The sequence below is a fragment of the Cobetia sp. PS-4MA genome (assembly GCF_057670765.1).
The window spans coordinates 3,031,400-3,044,194 of sequence record NZ_CM173107.1 but is presented as its reverse complement, the minus strand read 5'-3'; the positions used below and the strand labels follow the sequence as shown (position 1 = coordinate 3,044,194).

Genomic DNA, 12,795 nt, shown 5'->3' with positions numbered 1-12,795 from the left:
AGCTTCCGGTGAGTCGTCAGGGGCTGGGGGAAGACAGGGGATCTAGCGTCATCTGCATCTCGGTGGCCGGGTCCCGCAGGACCACGCGGCCTTCGGCGTCGCGGGTCAGCTCGGCCATGCGCTCGCCATCGCGCAGGATGAGGCGCTGCGCGGTCTGGTGAGGCGTGTCCCACTCGCCGTGCTGCACCAGTTGCCAGGCGCTGCCGGCAAAGGCGTCATCGATCGCGGCCTGTGGCCAGTGGACCCAGGCGATGCGACGGGCCAGCCAGTCGGCGGTGAAGGGCAGCTTGTCGAGCACCTCGGGGCGGGCCTTCTCGAAGCGGCTGCCATCGGCGTCATGCACCAGTGTCAGCAGTCGCTGGCCCTGCACGCTGAGCAGCACCAGCCGCATGGCCTCGGGCGATTGGCGCAGCACGCCGATGAGGGGCGGCAGGTCGCGAGCCTCGTCCTCAGCGGCGTCTGCTGCTGCGCGATTCACGCTGGCCTCACTCTTGTTACGCTCAACGCGCAGAATCAGACGTTGGGTGCTGCTCTCCTGCAGGCTCGTCAGGTCCGGCATCGGGCTCTCGGCGCTGAGCGGACCGGGCGTGAGCAGGCTGCAGCCGCTCAACAGCAGGCTGGTCGCCAGCAGCAGTCCGACAGAACACTTTCTGAAAGAGCGCAGTCCGACGGATCGCCGCCCGACAGAACACTTTCTGAAAGAGCGCAGTCCGACGGATCGCCGCCCGACTGTACGCAGTCCGACGGATCGCCGCCCGACTGAGATGGCATGAGGCGAGAGACGCATGGATATCATGACGACACTTTACCTTTTCTGGCGTCATTCTGCCGCGTGCCGGCCGTTGAGAGAGCGCTTGCGGCGGGCTCGCAGGTCTCCGCTTGCGTCGCCTGCGCTGCCGAGAGCGTGGCCAGTGCGGTCAGGCGACGACGACTGGCGCTGACGAAGGGATTGGCCTCGTCCCAGGCGTAGCCGGCGAGGACCGAACTGATCATCTGGCGAATGCGGTCCGGCGAGCGAGGGTGATAGATGATGTCGGTCAGGCGGCTGTCGTACCAGGCGGTGACGAACTCGCGGAACACCTCGATGCCACGCCGCAATGGCAGCTCGTATTCGCGGGCCCAGTCCGGGCGCTGCTCATCGCGGGTCGCGGTCAGTTCACGCGCGACCAGCGGTGCGGCACGCAGGGCGGATTCCAGCGCGATGGTCACGCCGGAGGAGAACACCGGGTCCAGAAACTCGCCGGCATTGCCGAGCAGCGCATAGCCCGGGCCATGCAGGCGGCTGACATCGGCGCTGTAACCGCCCAGCGACTGCACGGCATTGGCGGGCGTGGCATCGCGCAGCAGCTCCGCCAGGCGCGGTTCTTCCATCACCCACTGCCACAGGCGTGTCTGCGCATCATCCCCGGCGGCAGGCTCGATCAGCTCCCGCGGGCCGACCACGCCCAGCGAGGCGCGGCCATTGGCGAAGGGAATCAGCCAGTACCAGACATCCGGATGCCCCGGGTGCGAGGCGATCAGGATAGTGTCGCGACGATAGCCTTCGGCGGGCGGCGCGAGGTCGGCGATGCCATCGTGGACATGACCGAACAGTGCCATGCGCGGCTCCAGGCGCGGGTCACGCTCAAGCGATTCGAGCCGCGCCAGCACGCGGCCATAGCCGCTGGCATCCAGTACGAAGGCGGCCTTGAGCTCGCGGCCATCGGCCAGCGTGAGGCGTGGCCCCTGTGCATGGCCGGTGGTGTCGCTCTGCGCGGCGTGAGCGGGAGTGAAGCCCGTGACCGTGACGCCGAATTCGACCTCGGCCCCCGCCGCCCGCGCGCCCTCGATCAGACGCTGATCAAAGTCGGCGCGCTCCACCTGCCAGGTGGCGCCGGGGCCGTCGCTGAACTTGTCGCGGAAGTCGATGACGCGATGCTCGCCGCGGCGGGTGAAGGCCGCACCGGTCTTGGGTTGATAGCCACCGGCGGCGGCGGCTTCCAGCAGGCCGCAGGCCTCCAGATGCTGCATGCAACGTGGCAGCAGGCTCTCGCCGATGGAGAAGCGCGGGAAGTGACTGCGCTCCAGCACGCGTACCGCATGGCCGGCGCGCGCCAGCCAGGCCGCCGCCGCCGCCCCGGCAGGTCCGGCGCCGATGATGATGACTTCCTTGCGTGGTGGGTTGTTGCTGCGATCTGCCAATTCCATGGCATCGTCCCCTGTCGTTGTCGTTATGTGTTCATGACGGCATTCGTGTTCCCGCCTCCGTCTGGCCCGCGTGACGAGATCGCCTCAACTGCGGGCGAAGGGCACCAGGCACCAGGTGGCCGTCAGCCCCAGCAGGCAGGCCAGCCCCAGCGCGGCCAATGCCGGTGTCTGACTGAAACTCAACAATCCGAAGGCTAGCAGGCTGGAGGCACATGACAGCGAGATCGCCAGCAGACTGGCCTGCGAGGCGCGGCTGGCGGTGGCCTCTGCGTTGCCTTGTTCGGTTTTGTCATTCGCGCTGCGCGCGGGATGCTCGGCACAGAAGATCCCTGCATCCAGGCCAATCCCCAGTACCAGCAGCAGGCCCAGCAGGTGGAACAGGTTGAGGCCGACGCCCGCCAGCGTCAGGGCGGCGAGCGTCAGTACCAGTCCGCCCAGCGGCGGCAGCAGGGCGCGCCAGGTGCTGCGGCGATAGCGCAGCGCCAGCAGCAGGCTGATCACCACCACCGCAGCGCTGACCAGCCAGGCCATTTCGCTGCGAATGCTGCCGAGCGTCGTCGAAAGCCTGGCGACCTGATCGACGTACTCGAGGCGGTCATCGCCTGCCGCGAGGCGTGCCAGGGCGGCGCTGCCCTCGGCCGTGACGTCACCAAAGCGCACGATGCCGATGGCGGCAGTGCGTGAGTCGAGCCACAGTCGCTGGCCCATCTCGCCGGCAGGCAGTGCGACCCAGTCGGCCGGGCGCAGCGGATGGGCGCTTTCGATGGCCTGCTCGGCCCGCGTGAGCAGCGCGGCGGGCAGGCCTGCGGTGCTCAGCACCTGGGGCAGCAGGGTGCGGGTGCGCTCACGCATGGCGCCGAGGTTGGCCTGCTGCTGTTCAAGCGTCGGCAGTTGCTGGGCGAGGCTCGCCCAGTGCCCCAGTTGCTGCTGGGCATTCAGCTGCTGGAAGGTGTCTTCCAGTGCCTGCAGGCGCGTGAGCAGCGCGGCGTCATCCTCGGCCTGCACGATCAGGTAGCGCAGGCCGTCCGGTTCGGCGAGCAGGCGCTGCACCTCGCGTTGCTCATCGATCAGTGACGCAGGCGAGGGGTTGAGCTGAGTGAGACGGTCATCGCTGCGCAGTCCGTAGAGGCTGGCCAGCGCGGCCAGCAGCAGCAGACCCAGCGCCTGCCAGCTGCGCCTGCCGGGAAGTACGCGTGCCAGCCATCCTGCAGCGCGGGCAGCGGGAGAATCCTCGCGGGTGGCATCCGCCGGCAGTGGCAGTTGCGGCAGCCACAGGCGCACGCTCAGCCAGGCGCCGAGCAAGCCGAGTGCCGCGAACATGCCCATCTGGCGCAGGCCGGGCATCGGCGTCAGGGTGATGGCCAGATAGGCGGCGAGGCTGGAGCACAGGCCCAATGTCAGGCCCGGCCACAGCGCGGCGAGTCCGCCGCGACCGTCTGTCGTCGCCAGGCGGCGCATGCATTCCAGATGCAGCACGTAATCGATGGAGATGCCGATCAGGCTGGCGCCGAAGGCCAGCGTCAGCACATGCAGGCTGCCGAAGGCCCACCAGGTCAGCGGCAGCGCGAACAGCACGCCCGTGGCCACCGGCACCAGCAGCAACGGCAGCCGTCGCGGGGTGCGGAACACCGCCCACAGCAACAGCAGCACGCCGATCAGCGAGCCAAGTCCGATGGTCGACATCTCCTGTCTGGCCTGCTGCGCTCCGGCACTGGCATGGAAGACCAGTCCGGAGCGCAGCAGCCTGACGTCGGGGTAATCGGCCTTCACGCCATTCACGGCCTGTTCCAGCGCCTGCTGATCCCCCATCGCGTAGGCGCTGCCGGTGAGGGTGGCGCTGATCAGCCGATAGCCGCTGCCGGGCTGCTCACCGCTTGACGTCGGCGCGCGCAGCAACAGCTGGCCGCCGGACAGCGACAGGTTGGCGGGTGTCAGCCAGTCCTGCCAGGCGCCGGCGAGACCGAAGGGATCATGGATCAGGTCGCGCTGGCCGCCGGGCTGGAACAGCTGCCTGAGGGCGCGCGCCTGCCACTGCTCGTCACTCAGCTCGGCAAGCCGCGGGGCGATCAGGGCTGGCTGGACCTCGGCCGGCAGGCGCAGGCTTTTGAGGCTCTTGCCGTCATCCAGCGTCGCGAGGGGCGCGAGCGCCTGACGCAGCGCCTGGGCGGCGGCGTCACGCTGCTTGAGTGACGTGGCGCTGGCATCGCGTGCGCCGACCAGCATCACCAGCCGATTGGCGGTGTCCTCCAGCGATTCGGCGCGCGCGGCCAACGGGCTGCGTTCCTGCGCTGGCAGCATGGCGGTGATGCGGGTGTCGATCGCGCCTCGCCATGGGCTCTGCGGGGCGAGCTTCCCGGCCAGCAGCACCGCGCACAGCAGCAGCACGCCAGCCCACAGCCAGCGCCAGGCGGCGCGATCCAGCCCCGTGTCATGCGAGTCGCCGCGCCCTGTCATTCGGGGCACTGATCGCGCGGTGTCAGGGTCAGGGCGAGACGGTCACCGTCGCCGCTGGTGAGGGTCAGGTGGTCAAGCCAGCTGCCACCCTCGATCTCGAGGTGCTCGATGGCCTCGGCCAGACGGGCATCACGCGGTGTCAGGCTGGCCTGCCAGTCATCCGCGCTGCCGGTGAGCGTCAGGGTGAAGTGCTCCTCGAGCGCCTGCCAGTCGCCGTGGAAGAAGTTGACCAACAGCTCCGCCATCGCCTGCTGGTCGGCGGGCAGCGGCTCGCCATCCGGGCCTTCGCTGGCATTCGGGCGCATCTCGAGACGGTCCTCGATGGGGGAGGTGGTTTCCCACACCAGGCCTTCGGGCGCGTTCGGATCCCCGATCAGATGGAACTGGCCACGACTCTTGAGCTGTGCGCCGACATCCTCGAGCCAGCGGGTCTGCTGGAAGTCGCCGCAGACAGGAGCGGTGCGCGCCAGCTGTTGCGTCAGGGCGCGGGCGTCGAATTCGGCGGCGCTGGCCCCGAAGGCACTGGCAGTCAGCAGCAGGGCAGTGGCGGCAATGGCAAGGCGTGACGTCATCACGGCGTTCCTCGTGTCGGGGGCGGGGTGGCAGGCGCGTCCTCGTCGCCTGTCTGTGACGGGGCTACCTGTGACGGGCTGGTCTGTGACTGGCTGGCCTGCCAGGCGGCCAGCCGCTCGCTGAGCGCAGGCGGCGAGGCCAGCAGCATCTCGCCATCCGCGAGTCCGACGGCGACCTGCACGCTATGGCCACGGGTCAGGCGCTTGCCGCTCTCGACATCGCGGATCACGTAATCGAGCTTGAGGCGGTTTTCCCACTCGCGCAGGCGCGCGGTGACGGCGATGCGCTGGCCGAAGCGCGCCGGGCCCGCGTAGCGCAGGCGCAGGTCGATCACCGGCCAGGCATAGCCTGACTCGCGCATCTGCGGGTAGTTGTAGTCGAGCATGTCGAGCAGCTTGCAGCGGGCGATCTCGAGATAGCGCACGTAATGGCCGTGCCAGGCGACTTCCATCATGTCGACGTCGTGGAAGGGCACTTCCATTTCCACCGTGGCGCTGGGCATCGGCGTTTCGGCGGGCTGGTTCATGGCGTTTTTCTCGCTCAGGGCTGTTTTCTCGCTCAAGGCTGGCCGCTCGCTCAGGGCTGTTTTCTCGCTCAAGGCTGTCCGCTCGCTCATGCGTGGGCCTCGTCTGCGCTCAGGGCCCAGTGGCGCTCACGGATGCGTGCGCACAGCAGGCGCAGATCGGCCTCCAGACCGCGATCTTCCTCGAGCGGGGCGATGTCCTCGCGCAGCTCGCTGACGAAGGCCGCCAGGCTCGGCGGCGTGGCGCTGTGGCCGGCGATGGCGGCGCGGTGCTCGCAGCCCTGTGCGGCGGCGTGCAGGGTGGCGGCGGCGACCTGCTCGACCAGCGTCAGCACGCGCAGGGCATCCCGCGCGGCGATGGTGCCCATGCTGACCTTGTCCTGATTGTGGCATTCGGTGGAGCGCGAGAAGACGCTGGCCGGCATGGTCAGCTTGAGGGCTTCCGCCGTCCAGGCCGAGGCACCGATCTGCACCGCCTTGTAGCCATGGTTGAGCGGCGCGCGCTCCGGCGTGGCACCGCTGAGGTTGCTGGGCAGGCCACGGTTGTAGCGGCTGTCAACCAGCAGGGCCAGCTGGCGGTCGAGCAGGTCGGCCAGGTTGGCGACCGCCGTCTTGAGGCTGTCCATCACCATCGCCACATGGCCGCCGTAGAAGTGGCCGCCGTGGAGGATCTTGCCGGCCTCGACATCGATCAGCGGGTTGTCGTTGGCGCTGTTGAGCTCGGTCTCCAGGAAGCGGCGCCACCAGTCGAGACTGTCCTCGACCACGCCGATGACGTGGGGCGCGCAGCGCGTCGAGTAGCGGTCCTGCAGGCGCGGTGAGTTGATCGGTGTGGCATCGACTTCCGGCGCCGCCGGGTGGGCCAGATCATCGCGCAGCCACTGCGCCACGCGGGCCTGACCGGGATGCGGCTTGGCGGCGAACAGGTCGGCATCGAAGTGGTAGGGATTGCCTTCCAGCGCCTGCACGCTGAGCGCGGTGATGCGCGCACTCAGACGGCTGAGGTAGCAGGTGCGACCGAAGGCCAGTGCAGCGAGGGCCGTCATCACGGCGGTGCCGTTCATCAGCGCCAGGCCTTCCTTGGGGCGCAGCACATAGGGTGTCAGGCCGTGCTGGGCGAAGACGTCAGCGGTCGGGCGCAGCGCATGGGGCTGATCTGCACCGGGGCGCACCCACACCTCGCGCTCGCCACACAGCACGGCGGCGAGATAGGACAGCGGAGTGAGATCGCCACTGGCGCCCACCGAGCCTTCCTCGGGGATGCGCGGCAGGATGTCGTGGTCGAGCAGCCAGACAAGGCGTTCCAGCAGCGCCAGGCTGACTCCGGAGACACCACGGCACAGCGAGACGAGGCGCACCATCACCACCGCGCGGCTGCTGACCACATCGAGGTCCGCGCCCATGCCACAGCCGTGGAAGGTGTAGAGGTGGCGTGGCAGGGCTTCGAGGTCGTCCGCGCCTTGCACGGCGCGGGTCACGGAATCGCCATAACCGGTGGTGACGCCGTAGACCACGCCTTCCTCTTCCAGCAGGCGTTCCAGCAGGGCGGGGCCGGCCTCGATGCGTGCTCGGAAGGCCGGCGCATCACTCAGACGTACGCCACACCGGCCCTCGGCGACGTCGATCAGCTGCTCGAGGGTGATATCACTGCCGTCGAGCGTCAGCGCCGGGGCAGTGGTTGAGACGGGATATGACATGACGAGGTACCTGAAAGCCGAGAGCCTGAAAGACGGACAACTGAATCTGAACCTGAATCTGAGCCTGAGCTTGATCCTGAATCTGAACCTGAAACTGAAACAGAGAAAGACGGGGTGACGCGCCAGCCGTCAGGTCACTCGCTCGGACCCCGAGGCACCTTCGCTAGAGGTCGGGACGTCGGGCGCCTGGTGCCAGAAGTCGAAGAAGTTGAACCATTGCAGCGGGTGGCGTTTCACGCGGGCTTCCAGATGGCCAGCATGGCGCTGCATGGCCTGCTCAATCCATGCCTCGCGGGTGCTGCGCTTGACGGCGCGGCTGTCATCGAAGGGTGCGAAATCGACCCGGAAGCGCGGATTGGCACCGCCCTGCTCGCGCACGCAGCTCAGGGTGTAGACGTGACAGCGCAGCAGCGCCGCCAGCATGAAGGGGCCCACGGGGAAGGGCGCAGGTTGATCGATGAAGTCGCAGTGCTGGACACGGGCGCGGGTGACGGCGCTCTGTTCCACGCTCTCCCGCTCGCTTCCCCCCGCGTTTTCCCGTTCTGCCGCCACGCTTTCGGGGGGAATCGGCACGCGGTCCGCGGCGATGACCACGAAGCCACCGCGATTGACGCGGTCACCCAGCGCCATGGCGGTGGCGGGGGTGATCTCGCTGACCTCGATCATCTGCGGCGGCTTGCGCCCGGTGGCCTGTTCCAGCAACTGGTTGAACTTCTCGGCGTGACGCGTGTGCACCAGCGCGCACAGGTCGATGTCGTGGCGCTCGCCGATGGCATTGATCACATCCAGATTGCCGTGGTGGGCGACGAGGATGATGCCGCCCTCGCCACGCAGCGCGGCATCGCGCAGGTCTTCCGGACCGGTGCCGGTCAGCGAGGAGAGCGGAATCTCGCCGCTCCAGGCCGAGACCTTGTCCATGATCGCCTCGCCGAACTGCATGAAGTGGGCGAAGCTTCTGGCCCACAGGCGCATGCCGCCAAGTCCGGGCTCCAGGCGTCTGAGGTAATCGAAGGAGGCACGTCGCGCCACGCCGCGCAGCAGGAAGTACCACATCAGCACCGGGAACAGCGCGATGCGAAACGGCCAGGCCCCGAGCCGACGGCGGATCGTCACCATCAGCCGCATGCCGCTCAATGAGCCGGTTTCGGACAGGCGGGCCCAGTGATTGGGCGCGACGCTGTCGTCGGCGGTCTGTGCTGCACGGTCTTCGCCATCTGTCAGTGCGTCATCTTGAGCGTGGGCGGTTTGCCGCTTGCCGCCTCGGCGGCTCAGCGTGCGCCAGGCCAGTGTCGGCGAGCGCAGCAGCATGCCGCAGAACAGACGGGTATGCATGGCGCTGATCAACAGGTTGTCGTGGCCGGGGCGGAAGTGGCTGACGCCTCCGGTGGGGTAGCTGACACGCACCGGCAGGTTGGCCACCTCGCCCCCGGCCCAGTACCAGCGCACCAGTACCTCGGTGTCGAAGGACATGCGATCGCCACAGTCATTGCGCGCCAACAGGCGATTGGTGGCGGCCAGCGGGTAGAGGCGCACGCCGCACATGGTGTCGCGGATGGCCAGCGACAGGGTGTTGATCCATACCCAGACATGTGAGGCGTAGCGACCGTAGAAGCGGATGCGCGGCACGCTGGCATCGTATTCGGGATAGCCGATCTGCAGGCAGTCGGGATTGTCCTGCATGCCCTTCAGGAAGGCGGGCAGGTCGCTGACATCGTGCTGGCCATCGGCGTCCACCTGCAGGGCATGGGTGAAGCCGAGCTGCTCGGCAGCCTGCAGGCCACTGCGCACCGCCGCTCCCTTGCCGCCGTTGTGCGTGCGACGCACCAGGTGATGGCCCTCGGCCGCCAGCTGATCGAGTACCTCGGCGCAGGGGGCACTGCAGCCATCATCCACCAGCACGATGGGCAGGCCGAGCGGTGCCAGGCCCGCACACACGCCGGCGATGGTGGCGGGGTGATCGTAGACCGGGATCACCACGCAGGCGCGCAGGGCGTTGCTCTGTTCAGGAGCGCTCTGGCGAGAGAGATGCTGCTCAGAATCGTGCTGCGAGTCGCTCACAGGCGCAGGGGATTGGCTCATGACGCCTCCGAGGTGGAATGGGGGGATGGGGTGGCCGCGGGCCCGTCGTCGCGGGCGACGTCCGGAGCATGCGGCTGACCATGACGCAGCCGTCCACTGGCATGCAGGCCTGCGCGGGATTCCAGCCGGAAGTCGAGCCGCAGGCCCTGGGCGTCCTCCACCAGGTGAGTGCTCAGCGTGAAGCGCATGCCGGGCAGCAGCAGGTTGGAGAACTTGAGGCGTTCCAGGCGCAGGAAGGGCGCATCGTCCATGCCTACGCCGTTCACCCGCAGTGTCCTGCCTTGCTCGCGTGCCCACTTGAGCATCACCACGCCCGGCACCAGCGGTTGGGCGGCGAAGTGGCCGTCGAGATAGACCAGACCATCAGGCACCTCGGCTTCCAGGGTGTTCTGCTGTGGCCCGCTGGAGGTGTCCCCCAGCCAGCGTGGCAGGCGCGGATCATCGAGATCGGCGAACAGCCGCGCGATGGAGTCCGCGGTGAACTTGCCCTGGGCATTGAGCGGCAGGCGCGTGACGAAGCGCCAGTAGCGCGGCAGGGCGATGCGCTCGAAGCCCGGCATCAGCGCGCGGCGCAGGCGGGCGATCAGATCGCGGCGGCTGGCGTGATCCTGCGGCAGCGCGCGCTCATCCATCACCACCACTGCGCCCAGGCGATGCTCACGCGTGGGCATCGGCAGGCAACGCACTTCAAGCACCTCCGCTTGCTCGCTCAGGCAGCGCTCCACCGCGCTCAACGAGACCCGCTTGCCGGCCAGCTTGACCAGCCGATCACTGCGCCCCAGCAGCTGAAAGCGTGGCGCCGCGTTCCGTGCGTCGTCACCCTCTGCCGCGTCCTCCACCAGCGCCGCCTTGTCGGCCTGCTGCCACCACTGATCAGGCGCTTTCAGAAATGGCGAGCGCACCGCGAAGTCCGGCGAGAAGGTGATCTCCACTGCCGGCAGCGGCGTCCAGTGGTCTGTCTCTTGCTGGCGGCGCCGGGCGATGCCGCCCGTCTCGGAACTGCCGTAGAGCTCGATCACCGGTGCCTTCAGGCTGGCCTCGGCATGACGGGCGGCTTCTGCCGGCAGCGGAGCGCCCGAAGAAAAGACCCGCAATACCTGACCGAGTTCCGCCAGAGGAGCGGCGGATGGCGTCTGTTCATCGGTCTGTGGCAGACGCGCCAGTTGGGCCGGCGAGCTGACCAGCTGGCAGCGATGACCAAGCCCGGAAAGCTGAGCGATGGCGGCGGCCAGCTGCTCCGGGTAGTGGCAGGCTTCGCTCAGGAACGGCACGCCTTCGCTGAGCGGACGCAGCAGCGAGACCAGCAGGCCGTAGATGTGCTGATGGCTGACCTGACTGAGGCTGACGGTGTCCGGCGTGGACGCCAGGGCAGTGTCAGGGCCTGACGCCAGCGGCCATAGCGCGCGATGCACGGCCAGTTCGGCCTCGAGCTGGTCGAAGCGCTTGGCGATGCGCAGTGGCTCGCCGGTGGAGCCGGAGGTGCAAAGCTCCAGTGCGATGCGTGCGGCATCGGGCGTGGTGTCCGGTTGTACAGGGGCAGGGGCAGAAGCCGTCGCGGCAGTACCTGCAGGGTCGGGCTGTCCCGGTGGCCAGCCATCGGCGGTGGTCTCGGGGAGCTGGCCGGCGCTGTCGCCCGCCAGACGTGCCAGGGTCTCGGGGCGGTCATCTCCCGGCAGGATCGCCCGCATGCCGCGTTCCCACAGCGCCAGCAGCTGCACGCAGGCGCCCAGCGTGGTGGGCTGGAACAGCACCCAGCGTGCGCCGGGCTGGCGGGCGTCGTGATCACCGGGCAGGCGGTCCAGCCAGTGGTGCCAGGCGTCCACGCGCGCCATCAGTTCGGCACGCGTCAATGCGCGCAGTGGGTGACCGGGGATGGCCAGCCAGCAGGCCGGCGCCTCGGGTGACTGTTCGGCGAGTTGACGCCAGACATGCTGCGTCAACAGCGACGTGACCGGCGTATCCGGGCTGACGGGAGATGAGTCAGGCATCAGGTGTGTGAACTCCGCAGGCGACGGCGAACCAGCCATTCACCGCCGAACAGGAGGCCCATCAGCACATAGCTGATCAGGCCGTTGTAGAGCGTCCAGGTCGCCAGGTCGGCATGCAGGGCCGTCCAGCCGGCGATGCTGGCATTGAAGAGGAAGAAGGCACACCACACCCGGGTGACCTGGCGGGTGTAGCGCACGCCGGCAGGGGGCAGGTCGGGTTCCTTGAGGCGTGCGAGGCGCTCGATCACCGGCATGCCGCGCCACAGGCTGGTGGCGAAGACGCTGAGCATGGCCAGATTGACCAGTACCGGATAGGCCCGCAGCCCGAGTTCGGCCTCGCTCGCCACGCTGATGCCCACCAGCAGGGCGGCCAGACCCAGGCGCAGTGCCGGATGCAGCGGCAGGCGCTGGATCAGCAGGGCGCCGAACAGGATCAAGGCCCACACCCAGGGCGACGAGTGTCCACTGACCGCGCCGCTGTCTGCGGTGAGGCGCGACAGCAGGGCGTAGACCAGCAGTGGCCAGCCAAGAGCGGCCACGATGCCCAGCACGCCGAGCAGCACCCTGCTCAGTGCGGGGCGCGTGCGGCTGTCAGGGGACGACGGCGTCATGCCTGGCGCTGTGTCAGCTGTTCGACGGCGGTGACCACATCGTTGAGCGTGCGCACGCTCTTGAAGTCGTTGGCGTCGATGCGTCGGCCGGTGAACTTCTTGAGCTCGACCACCAGGTCCACGGCATCGATGCTGTCGATGTCGAGATCCTCGTAGAGGCGCGCCTCCGGGTGGATGTCAGCGGCCTCGATCTCGAACAGCTCGATCAGGGTGCTGCGGACATGGGCGTAGATCTCCTCGCGGGAGGGGGTCGGTTGATCAGCGCTCACGACGGGCCTCCACCATCTCGCGCAGCGCGTTGAGGCTGGCGAAGTGGGCCCGGGTGTCCTCGGACTCGGCATCCAGGGTGATGCCGTAGCGCTTCTGCAGCGCGAGGCCCAGCTCCAGGGCGTCAATCGAATCCAGTCCCAGGCCGTCCACGAACAGCGGCTCATCGGCGACGATGTCGTCCGGGGTGATGTCTTCAAGCTCCAGCGTATCGATGATCAGCTGCTTGAGTTCCAGTTCCAGTTCCAGCGAGGTGGTATCACTCATGGGAAATCCTCTCTCTAGCGCGTCAGGGTCGTTGATCCATGGATCAGCGATGATGTCGGGGGTCAGTCATTCAATAACGGCAGATATGCCATCTGGATGAATCTGCGGCATGCCTTCGTGACATGTCTGCCACTCATTCCTGGCCTTCC

The 12,795-nt window shown here is 68.1% G+C and carries 11 protein-coding genes; all 11 read right to left on the bottom strand.

Going from position 1 to position 12,795, the window contains the following annotated elements; genetic code table 11:
• Positions 1 to 16 precede the first annotated feature (16 nt).
• Complete coding sequence (locus AC26AR_RS12960) at positions 17 to 559, bottom strand: DUF3261 domain-containing protein (protein WP_488107162.1); 543 nt, start codon at positions 557 to 559, stop codon at positions 17 to 19.
• Positions 560 to 792: 233 nt separating this feature from the next.
• Positions 793 to 2,187 (bottom strand): NAD(P)/FAD-dependent oxidoreductase, encoded by a 1,395-nt coding sequence (locus AC26AR_RS12955; RefSeq protein WP_488107161.1) that lies wholly within the window; start codon positions 2,185 to 2,187, stop codon positions 793 to 795.
• An 84-nt stretch (positions 2,188 to 2,271) separates the two neighbouring features.
• Positions 2,272 to 4,641 (bottom strand): MMPL family transporter, encoded by a 2,370-nt coding sequence (locus AC26AR_RS12950; RefSeq protein ID WP_488107909.1) that lies wholly within the window; start codon positions 4,639 to 4,641, stop codon positions 2,272 to 2,274.
• Positions 4,638 to 5,213, bottom strand: a complete 576-nt coding sequence (locus AC26AR_RS12945) for a LolA family protein (protein ID WP_077375274.1) — start codon at positions 5,211 to 5,213, stop codon at positions 4,638 to 4,640. Before AC26AR_RS12945 ends, AC26AR_RS12950 begins: the two co-directional genes overlap by 4 nt.
• Positions 5,213 to 5,830: an acyl-CoA thioesterase gene (locus AC26AR_RS12940; protein WP_488107160.1), complete on the bottom strand. Its 618-nt coding sequence runs from the start codon at positions 5,828 to 5,830 to the stop codon at positions 5,213 to 5,215. Before AC26AR_RS12940 ends, AC26AR_RS12945 begins: the two co-directional genes overlap by 1 nt.
• Positions 5,827 to 7,434: an HAL/PAL/TAL family ammonia-lyase gene (locus AC26AR_RS12935; protein ID WP_488107159.1), complete on the bottom strand. Its 1,608-nt coding sequence runs from the start codon at positions 7,432 to 7,434 to the stop codon at positions 5,827 to 5,829. Before AC26AR_RS12935 ends, AC26AR_RS12940 begins: the two co-directional genes overlap by 4 nt.
• A gap of 129 nt (positions 7,435 to 7,563) precedes the next feature.
• Positions 7,564 to 9,513 (bottom strand): glycosyltransferase family 2 protein, encoded by a 1,950-nt coding sequence (locus AC26AR_RS12930; RefSeq protein WP_488107158.1) that lies wholly within the window; start codon positions 9,511 to 9,513, stop codon positions 7,564 to 7,566.
• Positions 9,510 to 11,501 (bottom strand): ApeI family dehydratase, encoded by a 1,992-nt coding sequence (locus AC26AR_RS12925; RefSeq protein WP_488107157.1) that lies wholly within the window; start codon positions 11,499 to 11,501, stop codon positions 9,510 to 9,512. Before AC26AR_RS12925 ends, AC26AR_RS12930 begins: the two co-directional genes overlap by 4 nt.
• Positions 11,501 to 12,112 carry a COG4648 family protein gene (locus AC26AR_RS12920; RefSeq protein WP_077375266.1) on the bottom strand — a complete coding sequence of 204 codons (612 nt, stop codon included), beginning with the start codon at positions 12,110 to 12,112 and terminating at the stop codon, positions 11,501 to 11,503. Before AC26AR_RS12920 ends, AC26AR_RS12925 begins: the two co-directional genes overlap by 1 nt.
• Entirely contained in the window at positions 12,109 to 12,381 is a 273-nt protein-coding gene (locus AC26AR_RS12915; protein ID WP_240499665.1) for an acyl carrier protein, read from the bottom strand. Before AC26AR_RS12915 ends, AC26AR_RS12920 begins: the two co-directional genes overlap by 4 nt.
• Positions 12,371 to 12,646 carry a phosphopantetheine-binding protein gene (locus AC26AR_RS12910; RefSeq protein WP_303565239.1) on the bottom strand — a complete coding sequence of 92 codons (276 nt, stop codon included), beginning with the start codon at positions 12,644 to 12,646 and terminating at the stop codon, positions 12,371 to 12,373. The genes AC26AR_RS12915 and AC26AR_RS12910 overlap by 11 nt, the downstream gene beginning before the upstream one ends.
• Positions 12,647 to 12,795 lie beyond the last annotated feature (149 nt).